Source organism: Streptomyces sp. NPDC008086, from assembly GCF_042957325.1.
Taxonomy (GTDB): Bacteria; Actinomycetota; Actinomycetes; order Streptomycetales; family Streptomycetaceae; genus Streptomyces.
The window spans coordinates 62,102-88,181 of the sequence record NZ_JBIBIA010000005.1; the positions used below are offsets into that span (position 1 = coordinate 62,102).

The following is a 26,080-nucleotide window of genomic DNA, read 5'->3' on the forward strand; positions in this document are numbered from 1 at the left end:
ACGCGTTCGTTGTCAGTGGCCCCTCCTACGCTGTCGACCATGAGCAGATGGATGGGGAACAGGCAGGTCCTGGCAGAACAGGCCGCCCAGTACCGGCTGCTCGCCGAACGCGGCGATCTGCCGCAGCTGTCACGCGCCGTGCTGCGGGCGGCCTGCCACAACGGCTCCATGACCGGCGTGGGTTCGGAGAACATGGAGCTGCTGCGGGCCCTGCCCGACCGGGACCGGCTGGAGCTCGCCGGTATATGGGCGCGTTGGTACGCCGATGCGGAAGACGTCTGGTCGGCCGAGGAGTTCAGGCGAGACCAGGGATACTTCCGCACCGAACTGCTCATGGTGGCCTCCGGAGTCGCCCGTGGCCTCGACGGGGACCTGTTGGCGGGCGAACGGCAGGAGCAGCTCGCCGGATTGCGGGACCAGTACCTCGTCTGGTCGACCCACCGGATCTGGGAACTGGCCGACGCGGAACTCGCCGCCGGTCGTACCCCCGACCCGACCGTCCTGGCCGCCTTCCGGCGCACCGCCGCGGCCGCGAACCTGCCGGGCCACCGCCGCACACAGGCGGCGGCGAACGCCGCGGAACCCGGCATGCGGGACGTGCTCGCCCGGTTCCCCGGCCCGGTGCTCAACCCCGGTGAACCCTGGGCCGACGCGGCCCTCAAGGAAGCCGCGGCCGAAGGAGAGCCGTGGCTGCGACTGCTGGAGCATCCGGCCCCGGCGACGGCGGACGCACCGTCGGCGAAGTGGAGACGGACCGGGTCGGAGCTGCTGGACGCCGTCGGCCCGGCAGAGGTGCGACGAGCGGTGCTCAGGTGGTTCGAGCTCGTCCCCCTGGACCGGACCCTGCCGCTGGTCGGCCATCCGCACGTCCACTACGACGTGAACGTCTGTCTCGACCCCTTCAACTCCCATGTCCTGCGCGGACTCGCCTGGACGCTAGCGCTCCTGCCGCCTCGACCGGACACCACCGACGCCCTCGTCGCCCTCGTCGAGACCGCCCTGGACCAGCGGTCCGGGGACGCTCCCCGCTCACCCCAGGTGGCCGAGGCGGGCATCGCCGCGCTGGCTCTGATCGGCGACCGGGCGGCACGGGCGGAGCTGGAGACCCTGAGCCGCTGGGTCACGCACCAGGGCACGTCGCGGCGCCTGGACAAGGCGCTCGCGTCGCTCTGACCGGACCTGACTACAGCGACTGTCGCTCGACCCCGGCACGCAGTCGTTCAAAGGCGGTAGGCGTGGGGCGGCGGTTCAGGAAGTCCTTGATGCGGCGGGCGCATTCCTGAGGTGTGGTGTCGGTGGTGTCGCAGTCCACGTCGTAGACGCCGTGGGCGTGCACCTGTGCCAACTGGGCGGCGGCGAGACCGGCAGGCCGGTCGCCCCGGCCGCGCTCCCGGCGCTCCAGTTCCTCCGGGGCGCAGTGCACCTTGACCAGGACGACGTCCTGCGGAACGAAGAGTGAGAGACAGTCCCTGAGCCGCCACTCGGCGCTCAACACATGGTCGACGACGACGTTGTTGCCGGCCGCGGCCATCCCGGCGACCGCTCGGTGGAAGCCCTGCCAGGTGCGGTGGAGGACGGTCGGCAGCTGGTCCGGCGGGACCGGGGTGCGGGAGCGCATCGCGTGGAAGGCGTCGACGGGCAGATGGAAGTACGGCTCGTCGAGGATCCGCAGCAGCTCGGTGGCGATGCTCGACTTGCCCGAACTGGACGTGCCGTTCAGGAAGATGACGAGGCCGCGGCGAGCGGGGACGTGATCCAGATGCTCCATGGAGTGGATCTTAGGCGCAGGGCCCGCGGGCCTGACTCAGGCCGCCTCGATGACCTCACCGCGGATGGCGGCCGCCCACTCGACCACCAACAGCTCGTACTCCGCGCGCTCCTGAGCGGACAGCGAGCCGCCCGCGCGCAGCCACAGTGCGCGTATCTCCTCGTTCACCTCGGCAGCAGACCGCACGGAACCAGGGCCTAAGGAATGGGGGGACATGCGGACAAGCCTAGGGGCAAGGACTGACAGTCCGCTACCGGACGGCTACGCACAACGTATGTGATTGGTCACGGACTTGGGGCGGACCCGCCTGTACTGACCTGCGGGTCAGGAAGCGGGGCTCGGCCGGAGGTGCCCCGGAGGTGCGTCAGCTCGCCGACTCCGCCGCGTGCGGGCTCAGGACACCCGCTGCCACCAGCGCGATGATGACGATCCCGAGCGCGATGCGGTACCAGACGAACGGCATGAAGCTCTTCGTGGAGATGAACTTCATGAACCATGCGATGACCGCGTAACCGGACGCGAAGGCGATCACTGTCGCGAAGATCGTCGGACCCCACGACACGTGGTCGCTCTCCATCGCGTCCTTCAGTTCGAAGAGCCCGGAGGCGAGGACGGCCGGGATCGCGAGGAGGAAGGAGTAGCGCGCCGCGGCCTCGCGGTTGTAGCCCATGAACAGGCCGCCGCTGATGGTCGCGCCGGAGCGGGAGACGCCGGGGATGAGGGCCGCGGACTGGCACAGACCGAAGATCAGGCCGTCCTTCACGTTCAGGTCCTCGAGCCCCTTGCGCTGCTTGGGCGCGCGGTGCCGGCCACCCGACTCGTCACGGGCCGCCATCCGGTCGGCGATGCCGATGACGATGCCGACGACGATCAGCATGGTCGCCGTGATCCGCAGATCGCGGAACGGACCCTCGATCTGGTCCTTCAGCGTCAGGCCGAGCACACCGATCGGGATCGAGCCGACGATCACCAGCCAGCCCATCTGGGCGTCGTGGTCGCGCCGCATCTCCTTGTTCGTCAGCGACTTCAGCCACGCCGCGATGATCCGCCCGATGTCCTTGCGGAAGTAGATCAGCACGGCGGTCTCCGTGCCGATCTGCGTGATCGCCGTGAAGGCCGCGCCCGGGTCCTCCCATCCCGAGAACGCCGCGGTCAGCCGCAGATGCGCGCTGGAGGACACGGGGAGGAACTCGGTCAGCCCCTGGACGAGTCCGAGGATGAGGGATTCAAACCAAGACATGAAGTTACGGAGTCCAAGTGCTGATGGTGACAAGGGATGACGGCGACGGAGGACACCGCGTCGGCGGCACAGTGATCGCGCGTGTCGAGGGGCAGCGTAGCGCCCTCCGATGACGGCTCCGGCACAGGGGGCTCGGCAGCCGATCGCCGCCTCCGGTCGGACCGGTGTTGACCTGCGGTGGGGACGCCGCTTACGTTGCTGCGGACCGAAAGCGCTTGCTATCGCGTCGCGCATGAACTCGTCGTTGGCGCTCCGGAGGAGTCACACGTCCATGGCCGCATCCGAGATCGCCCCGCTCACCGGCCGCCCCGTCAGGGTCGCCGTGATCGGTACCGGCGCCATCGCACGCGACTCCCACCTGCCCGCGCTCGCCAGGCTCGCCGAGGAGGGCGAGACGGAACTCGTCGCCGCCGTCGACATCGACGCGGCCTCGGCCGGGTCCTTCTGCGTCGAGGCGGGCCCGGCCACGGCCGGAACCGAGGCACCCCACCCCTACACCGACCTGGACCGGATGCTCCGGGAGCAGCGGCCCGACCTGGTCGTCATCTGCACCCCGCCGACGCTGCACCGCGACCAGACCGTCGCCGCGCTGCGGGCCGGCGCCTGGGTGTGGTGCGAGAAGCCGCCGGTGCCGAGCCTCGCGGACTTCGACGCCGTGGAGGCGGAGGAGGGCAAGGACGGCGGCCCGTACGCCTCGATCGTCTTCCAGCACCGCTTCGGCTCGGGTTCCCGGCACGTTCGCCGCCTGCTCGCCGAGCGGGCCATGGGCCGGCCGCTCGTCGCGCACTGCCAGACCACCTGGTACCGGGACACCGCCTACTACGCCGTGCCCTGGCGCGGCCGCTGGGCGACCGAGGGCGGCGGCCCCGCGATGGGGCACGGGATCCACCAGATGGATCTGCTGCTCGACCTGCTCGGACCGTGGAGCGAGGTGCGTGCCATGGCCGGTCGGCTGGTGCACGACGTCGAGACCGAGGACGTGTCGACGGCCCTCGTCCGCTTCGCGAGCGGTGCGATGGCGACCGTCGTGAACAGCGTGCTGAGCCCCGACGAGGTCAGCCGCATCCGGATCGACTGCGAGCGCGCGACCGTGGAACTGACCCATCTGTACGGGCACCGCAACGACAACTGGCGCATCACGCCGGCCCGGGACGTCCCGGACGCCGAAGCCGAGGCCTGGCAGGACTTCGGCGCGGACCTGCCCAGTTCGCATCTGGAGCAGCTGCGGGAACTGGTCACGAGCATGCGCGCGGGGGAGCGGCCGCGCAGCAGCGGAGCGGACGGGCGTACGAGCCTGGAGCTGATCGCCGCGCTGTACAAGTCGGCGTTCACGGACGCCACGGTCAGGGCGGGGGAGATCGGCCCCGGTGATCCGTTCTACGCGGCGATGCACGGCGGCGCGCCCGGCTGGGCGCCTGTCATGGCCGAGCGGGCGGCGCCGGGCAAGGTAGCCGTCGTATGACCGGGCTGCGTATCGTCCACGCGCACGGCGACCGTGTCACGGTGACCGAGTCGGCCACCGGCGTGGAGCTCCTCTCCTACGTCTACCGGGCGGAGGCCGCCTGGGAGGCCCCGAAGCCGTACGTCCATCCGCTGCGGACACTCGCCGGTGACGTCGTCACCGACTACCGGCCCAACGACCACCGCTGGCACAAGGGGCTGTCGCTGACGGCCTCGCACCTGTCGGGGGCCAATCTGTGGGGCGGCAACAGCTACGTCCACGGGCAGGGGTATCTGGAGCTTCCCGAGCGCGTCGGGTCGATGCGGCACGTCGCGTTCGACGAGGTCTCCTCGGACGGTGACCGGGTCGTCATCGCCGAGCGGCTGACCTGGCATCCGCACGACGGGGACCTGTGGGCCGAGGAGCGGCGCACGGTCGAGGTGCACGACGTCGAGCCGGAGTCCGGCTCATGGGCGCTGACCTGGACGAGCGCCGTGACGAACCGGCGCGCCGAGCCGCTGCGGTTCGGCAGCCCCACCACCGCGGGGCGCGGCATGGCCGGATACACGGGCCTGTTCTGGCGCGGCCCACGTGCCTTCCAGGGCGGCCGGATCATCGCGCCGGACGCCGAGGGCCCGGGCCTGATGGGCGAACAGGCGCCCTGGCTCGCCTACTCCGGTGAGCACGACGGCACCGACGGCCACGCGACCCTCGTCTTCGCGCACGCCCCCGAGAACGACCACGCCGGTGACGAGGGTGCACACCCCGCCCACTGGTTCGTACGCAACGAGCCCTTCGCGGGCGTCGCCCCGTCCTGGGCGTTCCACGACGAGCTGGAACTGGCGCCCGGCGACACGCTCACCCGCCGCTACCGGGTCGTCGTGGCCGACGGTGCGTGGGAGCGGGAAGAGATCGGCAAGTACCTGGACGCCCATCCCTGGCTCTGATCGCGGACGACGGACGTCGCGGCCGATCTCACGCGGCCGACGGCCCCGTCACCGTCCATCCGGGCGCCTGCGGGTGGGCCGACAGGTCCTCGTGGCGCACCGGGTCGCCGCAGGCCCGGCAGGTGACGACCGGGACCAGTTCGTTGCGGCAGATGTGCTCGATCACCATGGGGCGGTCGTCGTCCGTGCGGAGGTGGCGGTCGCCCCACGCCATGAGGGTCATCAGGACCGGCTCCAGTTCCAGCCCCGCCTGCGTCGGCCGGTACTCGAACCGCTGCGGGCGCTCGCTGTAGGCGCGCTTGGTGAGGATGCCGGCGTCGACTAGGCGGCGCAGCCGGGTGGCCAGGATGTCGCGCGGGGCGCCGATGTTGCGCACGAGCTGGTCGAAGCGGCCGTTGCCGAGGCACACCTCGCGCAGAACGAGCAGCGAGTACTTCTCGCCGACGAGCGCCAGGGCGTCGGCGATGGAACAGGGGCGCGGGTCTTTGGTGGCGGCCATGCCGCTCAGTCTAGAGGGCGGGTTCGACTTTCCAACCGTATGGGTTTGTTTTTCCAACCCTCGGGGTTATGGTGAGTTCGGATTTCCTACTCACTGGTAATCGGGAGGCCGCACCATGCGTGACGCAGTCATCGTCGAAGCCGTACGCACTCCCATCGGGAAGGGCAAGCCGAACGGCTCCCTGGCGCACGTCCACCCCGTCGAGCTCCTCGCCCACACCCTGCGCACCCTCGTCGAACGCTCCGGGGTCGACCCGGCACTGATCGACGACGTCATCGGCGGCACCGTCGACCAGGTCGGCGAGCAGGCCATGAACACCACCCGCTACGCCGCCCTGTCCGCGGGCTTCCCCGAGAGCGTCCCGGCGACCACCGTGGACCGCCAGTGCGGCTCCTCCCAGCAGGCCGTGCACTTCGCCGCCCAGGGCGTCATCTCGGGCGCGTACGACCTGGTCGTCGCCTGCGGCGTCGAGTCGATGAGCCGGGTGCCGATGTGGTCGAACGTGCCGCCCGGCAAGGACCCCTTCGGCCCCGGTGTCGCCGAGCGCTATCCGGAGGGGCTCGTCCCGCAGGGAATCAGCGCCGAGCTCATCGCCGCCAAGTGGTCGATCACGCGCGAGCAGATGGACGAGTTCGCCGTCTCCTCGCACCGGAAGGCGGCGGCCGCCTGGGAGCAGGGCCTGTTCGACGCCGAGGTGGCGCCCCTGGACGGCGTCTCCCGCGACGAGTGCGTCCGGCCGGGCAGCACCACCGAGATCCTCGCCGGGCTCAGGCCCGCCTACCACGACCCGGTTTTCGCCGAACGCTTCCCGCAGATCGAGTGGAACGTCACCGCGGGCAACGCCAGCCCCGTCAACGACGGCGCCTCCGCCGTCCTCGTCACCTCCAGTGAGACCGCCGCCCGCCTCGGCCTGCGCCCCCTCGCCCGGCTGCACAGCTTCGCCGTGACCGGCTCCGACCCGATCCTCATGCTCACCGGTGTGATCCCGGCGACGGAGAAGGTGCTGCGCCGGGCGGGCCTGTCCCTCGGCGAGATTGACCTCTTCGAGGTCAACGAGGCCTTCTCCAGCGTGGTCCTGGCCTGGCGACAGGAGACCGGAGCCGACCTCGCCAAGGTCAACGTGCACGGCGGCGCGATAGCGATCGGCCACCCGCTCGGCGCCAGCGGTACCCGCCTGACCACGACCCTGGTGCACGCGATGCGCGAGCGCGGCGCCCGCTACGCACTGCAGACCATGTGCGAGGCGGGCGGCCTCGCCAACGCGATGATCCTGGAGACGGTGTAGCCGGACCGGCGGCCGCGTGGGCGGCGGAACGGTTCAGCGGCCGCGCAGATGGTGCCGCTTCCGCCACGCCACCACCACGCCCGCCAGCGCCGGTACGGCGATGCAGGCCAGCGCGATCAGGAAGGCCGGCGACGTCGGCGCGGAGGCACGGGCGCCGGCGACGACGTACGCGGCGGTGTTCGGGATCGACCCGAGCGCTGTCGCCAGCAGGAACGGGAAGTAGCCCATCCGGGAGACGGCGGCGGCGTAGTTCGCGGCCCAGAACGGCACACCGGGGAACAGCCGCACCGCCAGCATCGAGCGGAAACCGTGCCTGCTGAACTGGCCGTCCGCCGCCTTCAGCCACCGGCCGCGCAGCAGCGGACGCAGCGCCTCCTGGCCCAGCAGCCGGCCCAGCGCGAACGCGATCCCGGCACCCAGCACCGTGCCGGCGAGGGCCGCGCCGATGCCCCACTCGGATCCGAAGAGGGCGCCCGCCGCGAGGTTCAGCAGCGGCCGCGGCACGAAGGCCACCGTGACCAGGCCGTACGCCACCGCGAACAGCACCACCGCGGCCGAGCCCTCGACGTGGGGCGGCCAGCCGTTCGCCAGGAACTTCTGCGGCTCGAAGAGCAGCACGGACGACGCGGCCGCCGCCAGCAGGATGACGAGCAGGGACAGCCGCGCCCACGGCGACAGCAGCGTTCTCGTGCAGCGCGCGGCGAAACCCGCGGGCACGGGAACAGGGACGGGTACGGGGACTGCGAGCTCCGTGGCGGCGGCCCGGGGAGGGGCCGTGGCGGTGCCCCCAGAGCGGGTGGTGGCATCGTCGAGCATTCGGCGACAGTAACCGAGGAAGATGTGTGATCGCCGTATGGTTCGTCTCATGAGCGTCACAGGTGCGGGAACATCAGAAGTTCCGCGCAGTGTTCTGGCCGACACGGTCCTGGAGCGGCTCACCGCCACATACTCCGCCGCCGCGGACCCGGAACGGGCCGCCGCCGCGCAGGCGTACATGAAGGACGTCGCCCCCTTCCTCGGCATCCCCACACCCGAGCGCCGCGCCCTCTCCCGCGCCGTCCTCCAGGGCACCCCGCGCCCCGACGAGACCGACTGCGCCGCCGTCGCCCTGCGCTGCTGGCGGCTGCCCGAGCGCGAGTACCACTACTTCGCCGTCGACTATCTGCGCCGGCACGTCGGGCGCTGCTCGTCCGGCTTCCTCCCGGTGACCCGGCAGCTGATCACCACCGTCTCCTGGTGGGACACCGTCGACCTGCTCGCCGCCCATGTCGTCGGCGGACTCGTCACCGCCGACCCGGAGCTCACCGCGGACATGGACGCCTGGATCGTCGACGACGACCTGTGGGTCGCCCGCACCGCCCTGCTCCACCAGCTGCGTTACAAGGAACACACCGACTCCGGGCGCCTCTTCGCCTACTGCCTGCGCCAGTCCGGGCACACCGACTTCTTCATCCGCAAGGCCATCGGCTGGGCGCTGCGCGAGTACGCCAAGACCGACCCGGACGCCGTACGGGACTTCCTGGCGCGGGAGCGGGGACGGTTCGCGCCGCTGTCGGTGCGGGAGGCGCTGCGGAACGTCGGCGCCTGAAGTCCCGTACCGCGAAAAACCATTCGACGTCGGGCAAGGAGTCGACGATGATCGACGTCATGTTCCGGCACGCCTTCCTCCTCGCAGCATCCGCAGTCGCGGATGCGCCGAAGGCTGCCGTTCTCGTCTTCCTGACCGCTGTCGACGGCGCCCGAAGCTGACCCTCCCCGGACACTCCGGCGGACCCCCGAGGGGGAGGGTCGGCAGGTCCTCGGGGTCCCCATCTCCCGCGCGGAGATCCTCTACCCAGAGACTTCGAGGTACAGCCATGTCCAAGACGGCATACGTGCGCACCAAACCACATCTGAACATCGGCACCATGGGTCATGTCGACCACGGCAAGACCACGTTGACCGCCGCCATCACCAAGGTCCTCGCCGAGCGCGGCTCCGGCACCTTCGTGCCGTTCGACCGGATCGACCGGGCGCCGGAGGAGGCCGCGCGCGGCATCACCATCAACATCGCGCACGTCGAGTACGAGACCGACACCCGGCACTACGCGCATGTCGACATGCCCGGCCACGCCGACTACGTCAAGAACATGGTCACCGGGGCCGCGCAGCTCGACGGGGCGATCCTCGTCGTCTCCGCGCTCGACGGGATCATGCCGCAGACCGCCGAACACGTGCTGCTCGCCCGGCAGGTGGGCGTCGACCACATCGTCGTCGCCCTCAACAAGGCCGACGCGGGCGACGAGGAGCTCATCGACCTCGTCGAGCTGGAGGTCCGCGACCTGCTCACCGAGCACGGCTACGGCGGCGACGCCGCGCCCGTCGTACGGGTGTCGGGGCTGAAGGCACTGGAGGGCGACCCGAAGTGGACGGCGTCGATCGAGGCGCTGCTGGACGCGGTCGACACCTACGTGCCGATGCCGGAGCGGTATGTGGACGCGCCGTTCCTGCTGCCCGTCGAGAACGTGCTCACCATCACCGGCCGGGGGACCGTCGTCACCGGGGCCGTGGAGCGCGGCACCGTGAAGGTGGGCGACCGGGTCGAGGTGCTCGGGGCCGGGCTGGAGAGCGTGGTCACCGGCCTGGAGACGTTCGGCAAGCCGATGGACGAGGCGCAGGCCGGGGACAACGTGGCGTTGCTGCTGCGCGGGGTTCCGCGGGACGCCGTCCGGCGGGGACACGTCGTGGTCGCGCCGGGCAGCGTGGTGCCCGGCCGTCGGTTCTCGGCGCAGGTGTATGTGCTCTCGGCTCGTGAAGGCGGGCGCACGACGCCGGTCGGCACGGGGTATCGGCCGCAGTTCTACATCCGTACGGCGGATGTGGTCGGGGACATCGACCTCGGTGAGGCGGGGGTCGCGCGGCCCGGGGAGACGGTCACCATGACTGTCGAGCTGGGGCGTGAGGTGCCTTTGGAGCCGGGGCTCGGGTTCGCCATCCGTGAGGGTGGCAGGACCGTCGGCGCGGGGACCGTGACCGCCGTCGTGTGAGGGTGGTGCGGTTCGTGGGGGACTGCGGGGCCGGTTGTGGCTGGTCGCGCAGTCCCCCGCGTCCCTTTGGGGCGCGCCTCCGCGAGGGCGGGTCACGAATTCCACCGGCACAATGGGACGGTGAGTGAGCCCATACCCGTCACCCGGTCCGTCGACTACGGCACCGCCAAGCTGATGCCCGATGTCGATCGGAAGCGAGCCTGGCTGCTCACGGTCGACGGGGCGCCTCAGTCGTACGTCGACCTCGACGAACCGGAGCACCTGGAGTTCGAGTACGCGCGCCGTCTCGGGCATGTCCTGGACACCGTCGCGGAGCCGGGGCGGGCGCTGGACGTGCTGCATCTCGGAGGTGGGGCGCTCACGCTGCCCCGCTATCTGGCGGCCACCCGGCCCGGCTCGCGGCAGGACGTCGTCGAGGCCGACCGGGGGCTGCTGGAGCTGGTCGTGGAGCATCTGCCGGTTCCCGGCGGGGCCGGCATCCGGCTGCACGCCGGGGACGCGCGCGCCTGGCTGGAGTCGGCCCCGGACGACTCGGCCGACGTGCTCGTCGCCGACGTCTTCGGCGGTTCCCGGGTGCCCGCGCATCTGACGTCGGTGGGGTACGCCCGACAGGCCGAGCGGGTGCTGCGGCGCAGCGGCGTCTACCTGGCGAACCTCGCCGACGCCGCGCCCTTCGCCTTCCTGCGCTCCCAACTCGCCACCTACGCCACGCTGTTCGCGGAACTGGCACTGATCGCCGAACCGGGCGTACTGCGCGGCCGCCGCTTCGGCAACGCCGTCCTCGTCGCCGCCCACCACCCCCTCGACACAGCCTCCCTGTCCCGCCTCACCGCCTCCGACGCCTTCCCGGCCCGCGTCGAACAGGGTCTCGCCCTGCAGCAGTTCATCGGCAACGCGCGGCCGGTCCGGGACGAGGACGCCGTGCCTTCACCGGAGCCTCCCGACGGGGCGTTCAGCATCGGTTGAGCCGGGTCGGGTTCCGGTGGCAGCCGGTTCGGTGAGGTGAGGTGGCGTAGCTCCCGTGTGCGGTGTGCCGTCAGCCGACCCCGCCGACGGCACTCTCGGCTTCGGTCGCGTGTCGGGTACCGGCCGCCACCGGTTTCGTACGGCGCCGTAGGTTCCGCACGTCCGGTACGCACAGGACCGCCGCCGTGACGATGACGACGACGGCGGCGCAGCCCCAGAGGGCGGGGGTGCGACCGAAGGCCGTCTCGGCGGGGCCGGCCAGGGCCGTTGCGAGGGGGACCAGGGCGACGGAGCCGAACCAGTCGTACGCGGCCACCCGGGAGAGTTTCTCCTCCGGTATCTCCTGGTGGAGCGCGGTCATCCAGGAGACGCCGAAGACCTCCAGGGTCACGCCGGTCAGGAACATGACCGTGCACAGGACGGTGACCGGTACCGGTACGGCCAGGGCGGCGGAGGGAAGGGCCAGAGGGAAGACGCACAGGGTGCCGGCCAGGAGGAGGCGGCGTGGCTTCCAGCGGGTCATGAGCAGCGCGCCGGCGACGGTACCCGCTCCGAAGAAGCCCAGGGCCAGGCCCCAGGGGCCCGCGCCGCCCAGGTGGTCCCGGGCGACGAGAGGGCCGTAGACCGCGTCGGCCGCCGCGACGACCGCGTTGGCGATCGAGAACTGGACGACCACGCCCCACAGCCACGGCCGTCCCGCGAACTCCCGCCAGCCGTCCCGCAGATCGGCGAGCATGCCGCCGCCCGGCGCGCGCGCCGGAATGTGGCTCACGTCGAGGAACGCCCGCAGCGAACCGGCGACCGCGAAAGCCGCCGCGTCCGCCGCCAGCACCCAGCCGGGCCCGATCGCGGCCACCATGGCACCGCCCAGCGCGGCGCCGCCGACCGCCGCTCCCTGCATCGCCATCCGGAACACGGCGAAGGCCCGGCTCGCCTGCTCCCCCTGGACCGACGACAGCAGCATCCCCTCCGCCGCCGGACTGAAGAACGCCTGCCCGGCTCCGCCGAGGGCCGTCAGCAGCATCATCTGCCACAGCCGGGCCTCCCCGGTCAGGACGAGCACGGCGAAGGCGGCCTGCGAGACGCAGTTGAGGGCGTTGGCCGCGACCATCACCCGGTGCCGTGGGAGGCGGTCCGCGACGGCGCCGCCGATCAGCAGGAAGAGCACCAGGGGCAGCGTGCGGGACGCGGCCACGAGCCCCACGTCACCGCCGTCACCGCCCGCCTCCAGCACCGCGAACGCCGCGGCGATCAGCGCGCCGTGACTGCCGAGGTTCGTGACGAACGCCGAGGCGGTCAGGAGGCTGTAGTTGCGGCCCGCCCAGGAGGGGCGGCGGGAAGGACGCAGGAGGTCGGAGGCGGCAGTCACCGGCCGACTATCGCCGCCCGGCTCTCGATTTGCCAAGTCAATTGCAGGTCACCGGGTCGATGACGCCTTCCGGACGAGGTGATACGACGCTCGTCACACGGCCCTGTTCCTCACTCCTACTCGTGGGTAACATGACCGCCATGAGCGCAGACCAGATGTCCATAGGCGAGATGCTCGCCGCCACCGTGCCGATGGCCCGGACCCTCAACCTCCAGTTCCTGGAGACCACGCCGGACAAGGCCGTGGTGGCCCTGCCGGACCAGAGCGAGTACCACAACCACGTGGGCGGGCCGCACGCCGGCGCGATGTTCACGCTCGGCGAGTCCGCCAGCGGCGCGATCGTGCTGGCCGCGTTCGGCGACCAGCTCTCGCGCGCCGTGCCGCTCGCCGTCAGCGCCGAGATCTCCTACAAGAAGCTCGCCATGGGCGCCGTCACGGCCACCGCCACGCTGGGCCGCCCGGCCGCCGAGGTCGTCGCCCAGCTGGACGCGGGGGAGCGGCCCGAGTTCCCGGTGGCCATCGAGATCCAGCGCGGGGACGGGGCCGTCACCGGTGAGATGACCGTCGTCTGGACGCTGCGGCCGAACGGCTGACCCGGCGTAAGGCGGAAGGCGGTACGGCAGGGGGTCGTACGGCAGAAGGTCGTGCGGCAGGAGGTCGTACGGAGGTGTGCAGGGGCCCATGCAGGGGCCCCTGCACCTTTTGCTCCCCTGCACCTTTTGCTCCCCTGCACCTTTTGCTCCCCTGTACGTTTTGCTTCCCTGTACCTTTTGCTCCTCTGTGCGTTTGCTCGCCTGTGTCGTCTCGCGCCGCGACCGTGCTCAGGCGGCGAGCCGCCGCTCCCGGCCCTCCCCGCCGTTCTCCAGCTCTGCCACGAACTCCCGCAGCCAGGCCACGAACTCCGGCCCCAGGTCCGCCCGGTCGCACGCCAGCCGCACCACGGTGCGCAGGTAGTCCGCCTTGTCCCCGGTGTCGTACCGCAGGCCCTCGAACACGACCCCGTGGACGGTTCCGCCCGCCGCGAGTTCCTGAAGGGCGTCGGTCAGCTGGATCTCGCCGCCGCGCCCGGGCGGGGTGCGCTCCAGGATGCCGAAGACGGCCGGGTCGAGGACATAGCGGCCGATGACCGCGTAGTGGCTCGGCGCGTCCTCGGGCGACGGCTTCTCCACGAGGCCGGTGACGCGCACGACGCCGTCCTCGCCCGAGTCCTCTACGGCCGCGCAGCCGTAGAGGTGGATCTGCTCCGGTGGGACCTCCATCAGGGCGACCACGCTGCCCTCGTGGCGGTCGCGGACCTCCAGCATCCGGCTGAGCAGGGTCTCGCGAGGATCGATGAGGTCGTCGCCCAGGAGGACGGCGAACGGCTGGTCGCCGACGTGATGGCGGGCGCACAGCACCGCGTGGCCGAGACCGAGCGGGTCGCCCTGGCGGATGTGGTGGATGTCGGCGAGCCGGGCCGGGTCCCGCACCGCGTCCAGCCGCACGGAGTCACCCTTGGCCGCCAGCGCCTGCTCCAGCTCGAAGGCCTGGTCGAAGTGGTCCTCGATGGCCCGCTTGTGCCGGCCGGTGATCATCAGGACGTCGTCGAGACCGGCCGCCGCGGCCTCCTCCACGACGTACTGGATGGCCGGCTTGTCGACGACCGGCAGCATCTCCTTGGGCGTGGCCTTCGTCGCGGGCAGGAACCGGGTGCCGAGCCCCGCGGCGGGGACGACCGCCTTGCGGACCGTGCGGGCCGTGCGGGCCGGTTCGGGGGCGGAGTCCGACGGGGGCGTGGTGTGGGGGACGATCATGCGGCTCATGGTGGAGCACCGGGATGAGAGGACGCCGAGAGAAACCTCGGAGCCTGCTGTGCGACATGCGGAGTTGAAGATTCCGTGGACCAACCGTCTTTGCCCGCACACAACTTGGCGCTCGGCTCGACGGCTCTTTCGAATGCCGGTGCGGATACCGCCGGTAACTTTTCTGAATTCCTCGCTTTTTGAACGTCGGTCACTCGCACTTCTTGTTTCCTGTGCGTCGCTTGTGCGAAAGTGAGCGGCCCGATAGCCGGTCCCCATTCGACGCGGCCTAGGTATGCACCAATCAAGCACCCTGCTTTCCGGAGGACGGGCATTGCCCCTGCCGTCCTCCGGCCGGGAAGGAAATGGTTCAGTGCAATCCCCTTACCCCCCACGACCGCCGTACCCGCCACGGCCCGGGGTGAGCCCCGGAGAGTCCGACCGCGATCTCGTCGCGAGCCTGGGCAAAGCCGACGCGAACGCCCGTGCCGTCGCCCTGCTGATGGCCCGCCACTGGCGTGCCACCTCCGACTATGCGGCCATCTGTCTGGTCTCCACGGAGAGCTCGGCCGCCATGGTGGCCGCCGCGGCGTTCCACCGCGTGCTCGGCCGACCGGCCGCTGGCGCGCTGCGCCCCCAACTCCTCGCCGCCGTACGGGACCTGGTGAAGGAGTGGGCGGCCGACGAAGGTATTTCCGCCCTGCTGCCGGAACTCGGCAAACCGACCGGAGGGCGCGGGCTGCGGGCCGCGCGGCCCGTCACGCCCGAAAGGCGGCAAATCGCCGAGCGCGCATTCCGGGCGCTGCCAGGAGCCTCGCAATGCCTCCTGTGGCACACCGAGGCCGAAGCCGAACCGATAACCATACCCGCTGGTCTGCTGGGGGTGGATGCGGCCACCGCGTCGGCGGCGCTGGAAGGTGTGCGCGAGCAATTTCGCACGGGTTGCGTCCGCGCCCACCGCGAACTCGCGCCCACCCGGGAATGCCGCTACTACAACCGCCTCCTCGACGTCCCCATTCGACGGGGCGGCGCCCTGCTCCCCGATGTCCAGCAGCATCTGACGTCATGCCGCTACTGCCGTCACGCCGCCGAGCAGCTCAGCCATTTCGAGGGCGGCCTGGAAGTGCTGCTCGCCGAAACCGTGCTCGGCTGGGGCGCCCGGCGCTATCTCGACTCCCGGCCCGGCCGGGGCGGCTCGGGCTCGACGGCGTGCGACCGTCCGCGACGCGGCGGACGGCACCGCCCCGAGCGGCTCGACCTGCCGCGCGGACGCGCCAGGGCCGTCGCGATCGGGGTCGGCGTGACCGTCGCCCTGCTCGTCACCGTCCTCACCGCCAAGGGCTGGACCGAGGAGAACGGCGTCCCCGGCCCGCACGCCACCTGGGGCGCGCCCAGCGGCAGGACCGTCCACCCGGGCACCGTGTTCCCGCCCTCCTCCGGCGGATCACCCTCGGCCGCCTCGGCCGAGGAACCCGTCGAGATCGCCCAGGGCAGACTCCGCAACCTCGACCGCGGCCTGTGCCTCGACCTCCGTGACGGCGAGATCCGCGCGGGCGCCCGGGCCGAGCTGGCGCAGTGCTCGTCCACCGCGTCCCAGCAGTGGTCGTACCGGGACAACGGCCTGCTGCGCAGCGCCGCCGACCCGACTCTCTGCCTTCACTCCGACGCCGACGAACGCACCGTCGTCCTGGCGAACTGCCTCGCGCACGCCGGTGAGGTGCGCTACGACCTCACCGTCCACGGCGAACTCCTCCCGCGCGGGTCGGAGAGCCTCGCGGTCGCGTCCGGCAAGGACGCGAGCGTGGTGCTCGACGAGCGCGATGGATCCGAGGCGCAGCGCTGGATGCTCGACGGCGGGCTCGCGGACATACCCGAGGTGAGCCCTGAGAAGAAGCTCCAGGAGGAGGCGCCGCGGGGGGAGAAGCCGCACGAGGACAAGGGCGACGTGCCCGTTGCACCCGAGCGCGGCACACCGGACGACGACCCCGAACCCTCGCAGGTCGACCCGGCCGTGCCACAGGAGGACCCGCAACCGCAGTACGAGACGCGGTACGTCCAGGACGACCCCGGCTCTGACTCCGGCGCAGGCTCCGGCTCCGATGTCGGCTCAGGCGCCGAAGCCGAGCCGGCCACCCCCGCCGATGCCGTGGTGGTGGCCCTCCCGGCGGAGGTGCCGGTCACCGCGTCCAAGAGCGTCGCGGGCACCGCCGAGACGATGCTCGACGCCGCCCTCCGTTAGCCAGGCGGGGCGCCCGGTCGGAACACCTGCCGCGGCGCCCCCTGACTCCTGCCCTCTGCCCCCTCGCCTCTGACTCCTGCCCTCTGCCCTCTGCCCTCTGCCCCCTGGCCTCTGACTCCTGACCCCCTCACCCCTTCAACTCCTTCCACCCCTTCGACCTCCGACGGCATTCAGCCGTTTCCGTTCACATCATTGACACGAGTCACCGGCGTCCATAGTTTTCCCGCCGCGCCACTGGTGTCCCATGCTCACGAACGCGGAGGTGGACCCGTGAAACGTCGTACGTCCGTCGCACTGCTGGCCCTGGCGGCCGCGCTCCTCATTCCCGACGTCCCCGCGCAGGCGGCCGACGACCCGGTCGTCCGCACCACCGCGGGCTGGGTACGAGGTGAGACCACCGCCGAGGGACGCCAGTTCCTCGGCATCCCCTACGCCGAGCCACCCGTCGGCAGGCTCCGCTGGCAGGAGCCGCGCCCCGTCCGGCCCTGGCAAGGAGTCCGCGAGGCAGAGGACTTCGGCAACAAGTGTGTGCAGGGGGCGAGTTGGGACCCCGGCTATGAGCGGCCCAGCCACACCGAGGACTGTCTCGACCTCAACGTGTACGCCCCCGAGGGCGCCGCCCGGCGTGCGGTCCTGGTCTGGCTGCACGGCGGAGGGCTCACCGCCGGTGCCGGGCAGGACATCGTCCCCGACACGTTCGCGAGGCGGACCGGGACCGTTGTCGTGACCGTCAACTACCGCCTCGGCGCGATGGGCTTCCTCGCCACGGCCGGGCTGGACGGAGAGGCACGTGACGGAGTCTCCGGAAACTTCGGCATGCTCGACCAGCAGGCCGCCCTGCGCTGGGTGCGGGCCAACATCGGCCGCTTCGGCGGTGACCCGGGCCGCGTGACCATCGCGGGCGAGTCCGCGGGCGGCCGCTCGGTCTGCACCCAGCTGGCCTCGCCGACGGCGAAGGGACTGCTGCGGGCCGGGATCATCCAGAGCGGGGCGTACGGCGACTGCGGTGCCCGTCCGCACGAGACGGCCGTGTCCCAGGGCGCCGCCTTCGCGGAGAAGCTCGGCTGCGCCGACCTGGCCTGTCTGCGCGCCAAGCCGGCCGCCGAGATCCTGGCCGCGCAGGACGGCTTCGACTGGGCGCCCGTCGCCGGTGGCGTCTTCCTTCCCCGGCAGCCGAAGGACGCGTTCGAGCGCGGGGCAGCGGCCGGGGTGCCGGTCATGAACGGGGCCAACCAGGACGAGGGCCGAATGTTCGCCTTCGCGCGGTTCGACCTGAACGGCACACCGCTCACCGCCGACCAGTACCCCACGGTCATGCGGACCGACTTCGGCGACGAGGCGCTCGCACGCTATCCCCTCCCGTCCTACCCGTCCCCGACCATCGCATACGCCACCGCCCAGGGCGACCAGCTCTTCGCCTGCCCGGCCCTCCGCCTCGACGGCACGCTCGCCGGACGCGGCAAGGTCTACGCGTACGAGTTCGCCGACCGCACCTCCCCGCCCTTCGCCTCCCTGCGCGAGCTGGGCACGGACTTCGACTTCGGCGCGACCCACGTCAACGAGCTCCAGTACCTCTTCAAGCACTTCGGCCTGGAGTCACCCCTGAACGCCGAGCAGCGGACGCTGGCCCGGCAGATGGTCCAGTACTGGGGCTCCTTCGTCCGGGACGGGGTGCCACGCGCCGCCGGACAGCCGGCGATGCCCGCCCGGCCGGGGACGGTGCTGACCCTGCGCACCGCGTCCGCCGACGGAAATGTGCTGAGCGCCACCGCACATCGCGAGCACCGGTGCAACCTGTGGGACGCCGAGACCGTCACACAGAACGGGTAGGCTTCCCCGGCGCGCGCTCGATGTCGAGCGTGCGCCGGGAACACAGGGTGCAGGACAGCGAGAGGAAGCGGCGTTGCACGTCCAGGAATGGCTCGAAACGGTGCCCCCGCTCGCCATCTATCTGCTGGTCGGCGTGGTCATCGGGCTGGAAAGCCTGGGCATCCCGCTGCCTGGCGAGATCATCCTGGTCTCCTCGGCGCTGCTCGCCTCACAGCACGGTGACATCAACCCCTTCGTGCTCGGCGCCTGCGCCAGCGCGGGAGCGATCATCGGCGACTCGATCGGCTACGCCATCGGCCGCAAGGGTGGTCGCCCCCTGCTGGCCTGGCTGGGCAAGAAGTTCCCCAAGCACTTCAGCGAAGGGCATGTCGCCACCGCCGAGCGGTCCTTCCAGAAGTGGGGCATGTGGGCCGTCTTCTTCGGCCGCTTCGTCGCCCTCCTGCGCATCTTCGCCGGCCCCCTCGCGGGCGTCCTGCGGATGCCGTACTGGAAGTTCCTGATCGCCAACGTCTTCGGCGGCATCCTCTGGGCGGGTGGCACGACGGCGGTCATCTACTACGTCGGTGTCGTCGCCGAGTCCTGGCTGAAGCGCTTCTCGTGGCTGGGCCTGGTCGCAGCGGTCCTGATCGGCCTGACCTCGATGCTGATCATCAAGCGCAAGGCGAAGAAGGCCCAGACGGCACATCCGGAGCCGGAACCGGTAGTGGTCGGCGACTAGGGCGCCCTGTTTCTGAGGGGCGCGGGGAACTGCGCGATCAACCCCCACTCACCCGCAGACCGTGCACCACCCTCAGGCCCCGTGCTCTTCCCGGTGAGCCTTCGCCAACTCCGCGTACAAGGTGCCGTTGAGCGTCACCCCCTGCCGCTCTTCCTCACTCAACGCCCGCTTCACCTTCGCCGGCACCCCCGCCACCAGCGATCCCGGCGGCACCTGCATCCCCTGGGGCACCAAGGCCTGCGCGGCAACCAAGGACCCCGCCCCGATCACTGCACCGTTCAGTACGGTCGCCCCCATCCCGATGAGACAGTCGTCCCCGACGGTCGCCCCATGCACCACCGCGTTGTGCCCCACCGACACCCGCTCCCCGATGCTCACCGGAAACCCGGGGTCCGCATGCAGCGTGCAATTGTCCTGGATGTTCGACTGCGCCCCGACCGAGATCCGCTCGACGTCCCCCCGCACCACCGCCCCGTACCAGACACTCGCCCCCGCCTGCAGCGTCACGTCCCCGATCACCACGGACGTGGGCGCCACGAAAGCCTCTCCGTCGATCTTCGGCTCCCTCCCGCCGATGCCCTTGATCAGAGGCTTGTGCGTCATCACCGTCTCCTGTCGTCCGAGGTACACCGGAACGCTACCGGCACCCGGTAGGGCGAAGATCACAGCCCCTCGACCTCATGAGGACGCCGCACGCTCAGTACGGTGACCCCGTGCCCAAGCGCAAGAACACGTTCTCATCCTGGCGACGCCGACTGGCGCAGCGCGCCGTCCACGCGGGCTGGGCCTGGGTGCAGCGCACGGGTTCGGTGACGGCCGACAGCCCCGGCCGCTTCCGTTTCGGCTCGATCGGCGAAGCCACCCGGCTGGCCTTCCCGCTCGGCACGGTGTTCGGCGAACCCTGGATCCATCTCGGCTCGCACTGCATCGTCGGCGAGCAGGTGACGCTGACGGCCGGACTGATGCCCGACCTCGACCTCGGCCCGGAGCCGATCCTGCGCATAGGGGACGGGGTCGTGCTGGGACGCGGCAGCCATGTCATCGCGGACACGACGGTCACCATCGGCAGCGACTGCTACTTCGGGCCGTACGTCTATGTGACGTCCACGAACCACTCGTACGACGACCCGCACGAGCCCATCGGCAGGCAGTGGCCGCGGATGGAACCGGTCGAGATCGGCCCGGGGTGCTGGATCGGCACCGGGGCCGTGATCCTGCCGGGCGCGCGGATCGGGCGGAACGTCGTGGTGGCGGCCGGCGCGGTGGTCCGGGGCACGGTGCCCGACCACGCGGTCGTGGCGGGGGCGCCCGCCCGGGTCGTACGGCGCTGGACGGCCGACGAGGGCTGGCAGCCGCCGCTCAGGACGCCCGCGCCGGTGCCGATACCCGACGGGATCACCCCGGGCCAGCTCCAGGCGCTGGCCGAGTTGGACGAGGAGACGGTGGCGAAGCTCGCGGAGCTGGACGAGAAGGCGGCCGCCGACCTCGCCGAACTGGACGTGGAGTCCTGAGTCAGCCGGTCGCCAGCAGCAGCGTGCCCACCAGCGCGAGCCCCGCGCCCGCCGCCTGCACCGCCTGCAGCCGTTCCCGCAGGAAGCCCCGCGCGGCCAGGGCGGTCACCACCGGGTAGAGCGACGCGAGTACGGCCGCCACGGTGACCGGGCCGTGCTGGGCGGCGACCACATAGCTGCCGTTCGCCGCGACGTCCGCCAGCCCGACGAAGGCGAGCGCGGGCAGCGAGCGCCAGGGGAAGGTGCCGTCCGGGAGGGCGGTGCCACCGCGCCGCACCGAGGCGTACAGCGCGAGACCGCCGGCCAGCACGTTGACCACGCGCTGCACGAACAGTGCCAGGAACAGGCCGGTGAGGGTGGACGACGCCTCCGCGATCAGCGCGAAGACCGTGCCGAAGCCGAAGGCCGCGACCAGGGTCAGCAGGATGGCCTGCCGCTGCACGGGCGCGCCCCGCAGCTGTGGCCCGCCCGCGAGGACGACACCCAGCACGGCGACGGCGATCCCCGCGACCTGCACCAGTCCGGGCCGCTCGCCCAGGAAGAGGCCCACGCCGACCGGGACGGCGACGCCCACGGTGCCCAGCGGGGAGACCACGCCCATGGGGCCCAGCGCGAGCGCCTTGTAGAAGCAGAGCAGGGCGACCGGGCCGACGGCGCCGGCCGCGACCGCGAACCACAGCTGCGGGCCGGCCTCGCTCCAGCCGCCCGTGGCCACCACGATCGCGCCCAGCACGGTCGCCGCGATGGCCTGCGAGACGACGACCACCGTGAGCGCCGGGGTGCGTCGGGTCAGCAGTCCGCCGCCGAAGTCGGCCAGCCCCCACAGCAGGCTGGTGGCCAGGGCGAAGAGTGCTGTCACGGGGTGCCTCGCAGTACAGTTCGGTGCACGATGGGGTTCACCTCACAGTAGTGCAGTCAGGTAAACTCTGTCATCCACAATATTGGACTCCGCAAGGACGGAATGTGTCGGACCTCGACCTGCTGACCCAGTCCCTGGCGCGCAACGTCAAGCGCTGGCGCACCGAGCGCGGCTTCACCCTGGACGCACTCGCCGCGCGTGCCGGGGTCAGCCGCGGCATGCTCATCCAGATCGAACAGGCCCGCACCAACCCGAGCCTCGGCACCGTCGTCAAGATCGGCGACGCGCTCGGCGTCAGCATCACGACCCTCCTCGACTACGAGCAGGGCCCCAAGGTGCGCGTCGTCCCGCCCGAGCAGGTGGTCCGGCTGTGGCACAGCGAGGCGGGCGGCTACAGCAGGCTCCTCGCCGGCACCGAGGCGCCCGGCCCGCTGGAGATGTGGGGCTGGAGGCTGATGCCGGGCGAGAACAGCGGCTCCGACCCGCACCCCGTCGGCACCGTCGAGATCGCCCACGTGACGGCCGGTGAACTGACCCTGACCGTCGAGGGCGTGGAGTACCGCGTCCCGGCCGGCTCCAGCGTCACCTTCGAGGCCAACGCCCCGCACACCTACGCCAACCAGGGCGACGTCCCGATGGAGATGACCCTGACGGTGTCGGTGCCGCTCGTGCACTGAGACGCCCGGGTGGCGGCCCCGGCCGCCCTGTTAGCGTGCGCCCATGGACGCACCCATCGGACGCTTCGACGACGCCACCCCCGCCCCGGACCGCCTCGACGAACTCACCCGCCCGGTCGCCGAGGCCGTACGCGGCTGGCGCGGCAGCGTCCCCGCCGAGCAGATCGTCTACGTCGAGACCGACCCTCGGTGGGCCGACACCGCGGTCTTCGTCGAGCACTACGGACAGGAACTGCTCGAACGGTCCGCGAACTGCGTGGTCGTCGCCGGCCGGCGCGGCGGCGAGACCACCCTGGCCGCATGCGTCGTGCTCTCCACCACCCGGGTCGACGTGAACGGCGTCGTACGTCGCCAACTCGGCGCCCGCAAGGCGTCGTTCGCCTCGACGGACACCGCGACCGGCGAGACCGGCATGGAGTACGGCGGCATCACCCCGATCGGCCTGCCCGACGGCTGGCCGGTGCTGGTGGACTCGGCTGTCGTCGACCTGCCGTACGTGCTGGTCGGCAGCGGACGCCGGCGCGGCAAGCTGCTGGTGCCGGGTAAGGCGTTCGCGGAGCTGCCCGGGGCCGTCGTGCTGGAGGGGCTCGGCGTCGCCTGAGCGCTCGGGTTCAGGCCGCGGAGTGGTGGGCGAGGGCGAGATGCGGATCCGCCTCGCCCGGTGCCGGTGCCGGATCGGCGTGCACCAGGGCCGCGGTGAGCCGGGGGACCGCGTGCAGCAGGGCGTGTTCGGCGTCGACGGCGATGGCGTGCGCCTGCCGTACCGTGGCCTCCCCGTCCACCACGACCGCCACCTCGGCGCGCAGCCGGTGCCCGATCCACCGCATCCGCAGCTCGCCCACCTCACGCACCCCCGCGACTTCCCGGAGCGCCCGCTCGGCCCGGTCCACGAGCGCCGGGTCCACGGCGTCCATCACCCGCCGGAACACCTCGCGCGCCGCGTCCCGCAGCACCAGCGCGATGGCCGCCGTGATCGCCAACCCCACGACCGGGTCCGCCAGTTGCCACCCGAGCGCCGCCCCGCCGGCGCTCACCAGCACGGCCAGGGACGTGAACCCGTCCGTACGGGCGTGCAGGCCGTCCGCGACGAGTGCGGCCGAGCCGATCGCACGGCCGACCCTGATCCGGTACCGGGCCACCCACTCGTTGCCCGCGAACCCGACCAGCGCCGCCACCGCCACGGCCGGGATCTGCTGCACGGGACGCGGGTCCAGGAGCCGGTCGACGGCCGTCCAGGCCGCGAAGGCCGCGGACGCGGCGATCGTCAGCACGATGACGATGCCGGCCAGGTCCTCGGCCCGTCCGTAGCCATAGGTGAAGCGCCGCGTCGCCGCGCGCCTGCCCAGTACGAAGGCGATCCCCAGCGGTACGGCGGTCAGCGCGTCCGCGGTGTTGTGCACCGTGTCGCCGAGCAGCGCCACCGACCCGGAGACGACGACCACGAGCGCCTGCGCGAGCGCCGTGATTCCGAGCACGGCCAGGGAGACCCACAGGGCGCGCATGCCACGGGCCGAGGACTCCAGGGCGGAGTCGAGCTTGTCGGCGGTTTCGTGGGAGTGGGGTTTGAGGAGATGGGAGAGGCGGTGGCGCAGGCCGGCGGGGGAGTGGGGGTGCGGATGCCCGTGCGGACGGACATCGGGGTGGGGGTGGTCGTGGGCGTGACGGTGGCCGTGCCCGTGGTGGTGCGCGTGCTCGTGCCGGTCGCTCACGGTGGTCCCCTTCCGGTGCGCGGGAGTGGACGCGTGCCGCCCACGACGCCATTATGTGCGTATGAGCGCACGCATGCACCTATCACCTGCGAACGATGGGCACCCGCGCACCCCGGGCGAGGAGCAGTTCGCGCTCGCCGCCGAGGTTCTCGCCCTGCTCGGCGACCGCACCCGGCTCACGCTGCTGCACGCTCTCACGGCCGGGGAGGCCGACGTCACGACGCTCACGGAGGCATGCGGTGCGGCCCGCCCCGCCGTCAGCCAGCATCTGGCACGACTGCGTCTCGCGGGCCTGGTGACCACCCGGAAGGAAGGCCGCAGGGTGGTCTACTCCCTGCGCGACGGCCATCTGCGCCGCCTCGTCGACGAGGCGCTCAACGTCGCCGACCACCGGCTCAGCGACCGGCCCCTGCACGACTGACGCGGTCAGTACTCGGCGTTCTTGCCCAGGTACTGCTCCGCGAACGCCAGCGCGGCCGTCGGCGAGCCGAAGACACGGCGGAGGCGGGCGAGGGTGGTGCCCGCGCGGTACGGGTCGCCCGAGGACGTGCCGTGGTAGACCTCGGAGAGCCAGTGGGAGAACTCCTGGTAGTCCCACACCCGGCGCAGACAGGCCGCCGAGTAGCCGGCCAACCCGGTGTCGTCCCCCTTCGTGAGCTGGGCGACCAGTCCGTCGCCGAGCTGGAAGGCGTCGTGCAGGGCGAGGTTCATGCCCTTGGCGGCGATGGGGGCGGTGAGGTGGGCGGCGTCACCGGCCAGGAAGAGACGGCCGAACACCACGGGCTCGACGACGTAGTTGTGCATGTCGAGGACGCGCTTCTCGATCAGCCGGCCCTCCGTCAGCGGTGGCGCGCCGTTCGCCCCGAGCCGCTGCTGCAGCTCCGCCCAGACCCTGCCCTCGGACCAGTTCTCCGGGTCGTCGCCGGGCGGGCACTCCAGGTAGTAGCGGGTCACGTCGGCGCTGCGCGGCATGTGTCCGGCGAACCCGTTCGGATGCATGCCGAACAGCACGCAGTCGGCGGACGGCGGCGCCTCGGCGAGCAGCGCCAGCCAGCCGATGCCGTAGTCACTGCGGGAGATGTGGGCACGGTCGGCGGGCAGCGCGGTCCGGGTCACCCCGCGCGCCCCGTCGCAGCCGGCGACGAAGTCGCAGTGCACGACCTCCCGTCGGCCCGTCTCCGGGCAGGTGTACGACACAGCGGGACGCTCGGTGTCGAGGTCCTGCAGCTCCACGTCGCGCACGCCGAAACGTATGGTCCCGCCGCGCACGTCCGCGTACTCCCGCACCAGGTCCGTCACCAGCAACTGCTGCGGGTAGACCCAGTGATGCACGCCCGTGAGCCGTGTGTACTCGAACCGGTAGCGCTCACCGGCGAACCGGAACTCGCACTCCGTGTGCCGCTGCGCCCGCTCCAGCAAGGTGTCCGCCAGGCCCCGCCGCTGAAGCCCGCGTACGGCCCACTCCTCCAGCACCCCGGCCCGCGGCCGCTGCTCGATGAACTGCCGGGTCCCGGTCTCCAGGACCAGACAGTCGACGGAGGCCGCCCGCAGGATGTTGCCGACGGTGAGCCCGGCCGGGCCGGCGCCCACGACGACGACCGGAAAGCGTTGCGAGGGGCCGGAGTTGGGGTGGGGGGAGGTGGGGGTGGGGTTCACCCGAGCATTATGGGGTGGCCGGTGCGGGGAGGGGAGGGCTCCGGCTCGGGGCCGCCCTAGCCGAGACGCGGTATCTCGATCGCCGGGCAGCGGTCCATGACCATCTCCAGGCCCGCCGCGCGGGCACGGTCGTACGCCGCCTCGTCGATGACGCCCAGCTGGAACCAGACCGCCTTGGCGCCCTTGGCGACCGCCTCGTCGACGACCGGGCCCGCGAGGTCGCTGTTCACGAAGACGTCGACCACGTCCACGTCGAAGGGGATGTCCGCCAGGGAGGCGTAGCCCTGCTCGCCGTGGACCGTCTCCGCCTTCGGGTGGACCGGCACGACGCGCTTGCCGTAGCGCTGGAGGACCTGGGCGACTCCGTACGCCGCCCGCCGCTGGTTCGACGACAGGCCCACGACGGCCCAGGTGTCGCCCAGTTCGGTGAGGATCCTGCGGACCGCTGCCTCGTCGCCGTACATCCTCGGCCTCCCCGTGCTCGCCCGGGCCCGCTGCCGTCCAGCCGCCCTCACCCCCCCACAACGGCCGACGACCCCCGAGGATTCCCGCACGGAGT

27 protein-coding genes are annotated in these 26,080 nt (G+C 71.7%); 15 read left to right on the forward strand and 12 right to left on the reverse strand.

Annotated elements, in window-relative coordinates:
• Positions 1–39 precede the first annotated feature (39 nt).
• Positions 40–1,173 (forward strand): hypothetical protein, encoded by a 1,134-nt coding sequence (locus tag ACFZBP_RS18185; protein WP_391414217.1) that lies wholly within the window; start codon positions 40–42, stop codon positions 1,171–1,173.
• A gap of 10 nt (positions 1,174–1,183) precedes the next feature.
• On the opposite strand, the gene ACFZBP_RS18190 is transcribed toward ACFZBP_RS18185, so the two are convergent.
• The 3 genes from ACFZBP_RS18190 to ACFZBP_RS18200 form a co-directional block, all read right to left on the reverse strand.
• Positions 1,184–1,768: an AAA family ATPase gene (locus ACFZBP_RS18190; RefSeq protein WP_391414219.1), complete on the reverse strand. Its 585-nt coding sequence runs from the start codon at positions 1,766–1,768 to the stop codon at positions 1,184–1,186.
• Positions 1,769–1,804: 36 nt separating this feature from the next.
• Entirely contained in the window at positions 1,805–1,984 is a 180-nt protein-coding gene (locus ACFZBP_RS18195; protein ID WP_078504336.1) for a hypothetical protein, read from the reverse strand.
• A gap of 148 nt (positions 1,985–2,132) precedes the next feature.
• A complete protein-coding gene (locus ACFZBP_RS18200; protein WP_383453566.1) occupies positions 2,133–3,008 on the reverse strand; it encodes an undecaprenyl-diphosphate phosphatase in 876 nt (291 codons plus the stop codon).
• Positions 3,009–3,279: 271 nt separating this feature from the next.
• On the opposite strand from ACFZBP_RS18200, the gene ACFZBP_RS18205 reads away from it, so the two are divergent.
• Positions 3,280–4,470 (forward strand): Gfo/Idh/MocA family oxidoreductase, encoded by a 1,191-nt coding sequence (locus ACFZBP_RS18205; protein ID WP_391414225.1) that lies wholly within the window; start codon positions 3,280–3,282, stop codon positions 4,468–4,470.
• Positions 4,467–5,396 (forward strand): PmoA family protein, encoded by a 930-nt coding sequence (locus tag ACFZBP_RS18210; protein WP_383453570.1) that lies wholly within the window; start codon positions 4,467–4,469, stop codon positions 5,394–5,396. Before ACFZBP_RS18205 ends, ACFZBP_RS18210 begins: the two co-directional genes overlap by 4 nt.
• A 28-nt stretch (positions 5,397–5,424) precedes the next feature.
• Here ACFZBP_RS18210 and ACFZBP_RS18215 read toward each other — a convergent pair whose 3' ends face one another.
• Positions 5,425–5,895 (reverse strand): winged helix-turn-helix transcriptional regulator, encoded by a 471-nt coding sequence (locus ACFZBP_RS18215; protein ID WP_383453572.1) that lies wholly within the window; start codon positions 5,893–5,895, stop codon positions 5,425–5,427.
• A gap of 115 nt (positions 5,896–6,010) precedes the next feature.
• On the opposite strand from ACFZBP_RS18215, the gene ACFZBP_RS18220 reads away from it, so the two are divergent.
• Complete coding sequence (locus ACFZBP_RS18220; protein WP_391414227.1) at positions 6,011–7,180, forward strand: acetyl-CoA C-acyltransferase; 1,170 nt, start codon at positions 6,011–6,013, stop codon at positions 7,178–7,180.
• Between the two features lie 33 nt (positions 7,181–7,213).
• Here the strand turns inward: ACFZBP_RS18220 and ACFZBP_RS18225 are convergent, their stop codons facing one another.
• Entirely contained in the window at positions 7,214–7,996 is a 783-nt protein-coding gene (locus tag ACFZBP_RS18225; RefSeq protein ID WP_383453576.1) for a TVP38/TMEM64 family protein, read from the reverse strand.
• 49 nt (positions 7,997–8,045) lie between these two features.
• On the opposite strand from ACFZBP_RS18225, the gene ACFZBP_RS18230 reads away from it, so the two are divergent.
• From ACFZBP_RS18230 to ACFZBP_RS18240, 3 genes are all read left to right on the forward strand, one after another.
• The gene (locus ACFZBP_RS18230; RefSeq protein WP_383453578.1) at positions 8,046–8,768 is read left to right on the forward strand and encodes a DNA alkylation repair protein; all 723 of its coding nucleotides are present in this window, start codon (positions 8,046–8,048) and stop codon (positions 8,766–8,768) included.
• Between the two features lie 268 nt (positions 8,769–9,036).
• A complete protein-coding gene (tuf, locus tag ACFZBP_RS18235) occupies positions 9,037–10,206 on the forward strand; it encodes an elongation factor Tu (RefSeq protein WP_383453580.1) in 1,170 nt (389 codons plus the stop codon).
• Positions 10,207–10,326: 120 nt separating this feature from the next.
• Entirely contained in the window at positions 10,327–11,172 is an 846-nt protein-coding gene (locus tag ACFZBP_RS18240; protein ID WP_383453582.1) for a spermidine synthase, read from the forward strand.
• 70 nt (positions 11,173–11,242) lie between these two features.
• Here the strand turns inward: ACFZBP_RS18240 and ACFZBP_RS18245 are convergent, their stop codons facing one another.
• Positions 11,243–12,541: an MFS transporter gene (locus ACFZBP_RS18245; protein WP_391414231.1), complete on the reverse strand. Its 1,299-nt coding sequence runs from the start codon at positions 12,539–12,541 to the stop codon at positions 11,243–11,245.
• 155 nt (positions 12,542–12,696) lie between these two features.
• Here ACFZBP_RS18245 and ACFZBP_RS18250 point away from each other — a divergent pair, with 155 nt between their 5' ends.
• Complete coding sequence (locus ACFZBP_RS18250) at positions 12,697–13,134, forward strand: DUF4442 domain-containing protein (protein ID WP_383453934.1); 438 nt, start codon at positions 12,697–12,699, stop codon at positions 13,132–13,134.
• A 228-nt stretch (positions 13,135–13,362) separates the two neighbouring features.
• Here ACFZBP_RS18250 and galU read toward each other — a convergent pair whose 3' ends face one another.
• The gene (gene galU / locus ACFZBP_RS18255; protein WP_391414233.1) at positions 13,363–14,334 is read right to left on the reverse strand and encodes a UTP--glucose-1-phosphate uridylyltransferase GalU; all 972 of its coding nucleotides are present in this window, start codon (positions 14,332–14,334) and stop codon (positions 13,363–13,365) included.
• A 562-nt stretch (positions 14,335–14,896) separates the two neighbouring features.
• On the opposite strand from galU, the gene ACFZBP_RS18260 reads away from it, so the two are divergent.
• From ACFZBP_RS18260 to ACFZBP_RS18270, 3 genes are all read left to right on the forward strand, one after another.
• Positions 14,897–16,561 carry a ricin-type beta-trefoil lectin domain protein gene (locus tag ACFZBP_RS18260; protein ID WP_391415091.1) on the forward strand — a complete coding sequence of 555 codons (1,665 nt, stop codon included), beginning with the start codon at positions 14,897–14,899 and terminating at the stop codon, positions 16,559–16,561.
• A 270-nt stretch (positions 16,562–16,831) separates the two neighbouring features.
• Entirely contained in the window at positions 16,832–18,391 is a 1,560-nt protein-coding gene (locus ACFZBP_RS18265) for a carboxylesterase family protein (RefSeq protein ID WP_391414235.1), read from the forward strand.
• Positions 18,392–18,464: 73 nt separating this feature from the next.
• Entirely contained in the window at positions 18,465–19,109 is a 645-nt protein-coding gene (locus ACFZBP_RS18270) for a DedA family protein (protein WP_383453590.1), read from the forward strand.
• Positions 19,110–19,181: 72 nt separating this feature from the next.
• On the opposite strand, the gene ACFZBP_RS18275 is transcribed toward ACFZBP_RS18270, so the two are convergent.
• Positions 19,182–19,712: a gamma carbonic anhydrase family protein gene (locus ACFZBP_RS18275; protein WP_383453593.1), complete on the reverse strand. Its 531-nt coding sequence runs from the start codon at positions 19,710–19,712 to the stop codon at positions 19,182–19,184.
• A gap of 110 nt (positions 19,713–19,822) precedes the next feature.
• On the opposite strand from ACFZBP_RS18275, the gene ACFZBP_RS18280 reads away from it, so the two are divergent.
• Positions 19,823–20,620, forward strand: coding sequence for a DapH/DapD/GlmU-related protein (locus ACFZBP_RS18280; protein ID WP_391414237.1), 798 nt, complete (start codon positions 19,823–19,825; stop codon positions 20,618–20,620).
• 1 nt (position 20,621) lies between these two features.
• Here the strand turns inward: ACFZBP_RS18280 and ACFZBP_RS18285 are convergent, their stop codons facing one another.
• Positions 20,622–21,479, reverse strand: a complete 858-nt coding sequence (locus tag ACFZBP_RS18285; RefSeq protein WP_391414239.1) for an EamA family transporter — start codon at positions 21,477–21,479, stop codon at positions 20,622–20,624.
• A 104-nt stretch (positions 21,480–21,583) separates the two neighbouring features.
• Between ACFZBP_RS18285 and ACFZBP_RS18290 the strand changes: the two genes are divergently transcribed.
• Together ACFZBP_RS18290 and ACFZBP_RS18295 are read left to right on the forward strand one after the other, a co-directional pair.
• Positions 21,584–22,156, forward strand: a complete 573-nt coding sequence (locus ACFZBP_RS18290) for a cupin domain-containing protein (RefSeq protein ID WP_391414241.1) — start codon at positions 21,584–21,586, stop codon at positions 22,154–22,156.
• 43 nt (positions 22,157–22,199) lie between these two features.
• The gene (locus tag ACFZBP_RS18295; RefSeq protein ID WP_383453602.1) at positions 22,200–22,757 is read left to right on the forward strand and encodes a YbaK/EbsC family protein; all 558 of its coding nucleotides are present in this window, start codon (positions 22,200–22,202) and stop codon (positions 22,755–22,757) included.
• Positions 22,758–22,767: 10 nt separating this feature from the next.
• Here ACFZBP_RS18295 and ACFZBP_RS18300 read toward each other — a convergent pair whose 3' ends face one another.
• Complete coding sequence (locus ACFZBP_RS18300) at positions 22,768–23,865, reverse strand: cation diffusion facilitator family transporter (RefSeq protein ID WP_391414242.1); 1,098 nt, start codon at positions 23,863–23,865, stop codon at positions 22,768–22,770.
• 61 nt (positions 23,866–23,926) lie between these two features.
• Here ACFZBP_RS18300 and ACFZBP_RS18305 point away from each other — a divergent pair, with 61 nt between their 5' ends.
• Positions 23,927–24,286, forward strand: a complete 360-nt coding sequence (locus tag ACFZBP_RS18305) for an ArsR/SmtB family transcription factor (protein ID WP_383453606.1) — start codon at positions 23,927–23,929, stop codon at positions 24,284–24,286.
• 5 nt (positions 24,287–24,291) lie between these two features.
• Here the strand turns inward: ACFZBP_RS18305 and ACFZBP_RS18310 are convergent, their stop codons facing one another.
• Both ACFZBP_RS18310 and ACFZBP_RS18315 read right to left on the reverse strand, forming a co-directional pair.
• Positions 24,292–25,521 (reverse strand): 4-hydroxybenzoate 3-monooxygenase, encoded by a 1,230-nt coding sequence (locus tag ACFZBP_RS18310; protein ID WP_391414243.1) that lies wholly within the window; start codon positions 25,519–25,521, stop codon positions 24,292–24,294.
• A 56-nt stretch (positions 25,522–25,577) separates the two neighbouring features.
• Positions 25,578–25,985 (reverse strand): CoA-binding protein, encoded by a 408-nt coding sequence (locus ACFZBP_RS18315; RefSeq protein ID WP_383453612.1) that lies wholly within the window; start codon positions 25,983–25,985, stop codon positions 25,578–25,580.
• Positions 25,986–26,080 lie beyond the last annotated feature (95 nt).

Coding starts and splice junctions, on each gene's coding strand:
- ACFZBP_RS18220 (WP_391414227.1), top strand. CDS start 6,011: ATGCGTGACGCAGTCATCGTCGAAGCCGTACGCACTCCCATCGGGAAG.
- ACFZBP_RS18230 (WP_383453578.1), top strand. CDS start 8,046: ATGAGCGTCACAGGTGCGGGAACATCAGAAGTTCCGCGCAGTGTTCTG.
- ACFZBP_RS18185 (WP_391414217.1), top strand. CDS start 40: ATGAGCAGATGGATGGGGAACAGGCAGGTCCTGGCAGAACAGGCCGCC.
- ACFZBP_RS18275 (WP_383453593.1), bottom strand. CDS start 19,712: ATGACGCACAAGCCTCTGATCAAGGGCATCGGCGGGAGGGAGCCGAAG.
- ACFZBP_RS18225 (WP_383453576.1), bottom strand. CDS start 7,996: ATGCTCGACGATGCCACCACCCGCTCTGGGGGCACCGCCACGGCCCCT.
- tuf (WP_383453580.1), top strand. CDS start 9,037: ATGTCCAAGACGGCATACGTGCGCACCAAACCACATCTGAACATCGGC.
- galU (WP_391414233.1), bottom strand. CDS start 14,334: ATGATCGTCCCCCACACCACGCCCCCGTCGGACTCCGCCCCCGAACCG.
- ACFZBP_RS18305 (WP_383453606.1), top strand. CDS start 23,927: ATGAGCGCACGCATGCACCTATCACCTGCGAACGATGGGCACCCGCGC.
- ACFZBP_RS18210 (WP_383453570.1), top strand. CDS start 4,467: ATGACCGGGCTGCGTATCGTCCACGCGCACGGCGACCGTGTCACGGTG.
- ACFZBP_RS18250 (WP_383453934.1), top strand. CDS start 12,697: ATGTCCATAGGCGAGATGCTCGCCGCCACCGTGCCGATGGCCCGGACC.
- ACFZBP_RS18315 (WP_383453612.1), bottom strand. CDS start 25,985: ATGTACGGCGACGAGGCAGCGGTCCGCAGGATCCTCACCGAACTGGGC.
- ACFZBP_RS18200 (WP_383453566.1), bottom strand. CDS start 3,008: ATGTCTTGGTTTGAATCCCTCATCCTCGGACTCGTCCAGGGGCTGACC.
- ACFZBP_RS18295 (WP_383453602.1), top strand. CDS start 22,200: ATGGACGCACCCATCGGACGCTTCGACGACGCCACCCCCGCCCCGGAC.
- ACFZBP_RS18190 (WP_391414219.1), bottom strand. CDS start 1,768: ATGGAGCATCTGGATCACGTCCCCGCTCGCCGCGGCCTCGTCATCTTC.
- ACFZBP_RS18195 (WP_078504336.1), bottom strand. CDS start 1,984: ATGTCCCCCCATTCCTTAGGCCCTGGTTCCGTGCGGTCTGCTGCCGAG.
- ACFZBP_RS18205 (WP_391414225.1), top strand. CDS start 3,280: ATGGCCGCATCCGAGATCGCCCCGCTCACCGGCCGCCCCGTCAGGGTC.
- ACFZBP_RS18215 (WP_383453572.1), bottom strand. CDS start 5,895: ATGGCCGCCACCAAAGACCCGCGCCCCTGTTCCATCGCCGACGCCCTG.
- ACFZBP_RS18260 (WP_391415091.1), top strand. CDS start 14,897: ATGGTGGCCGCCGCGGCGTTCCACCGCGTGCTCGGCCGACCGGCCGCT.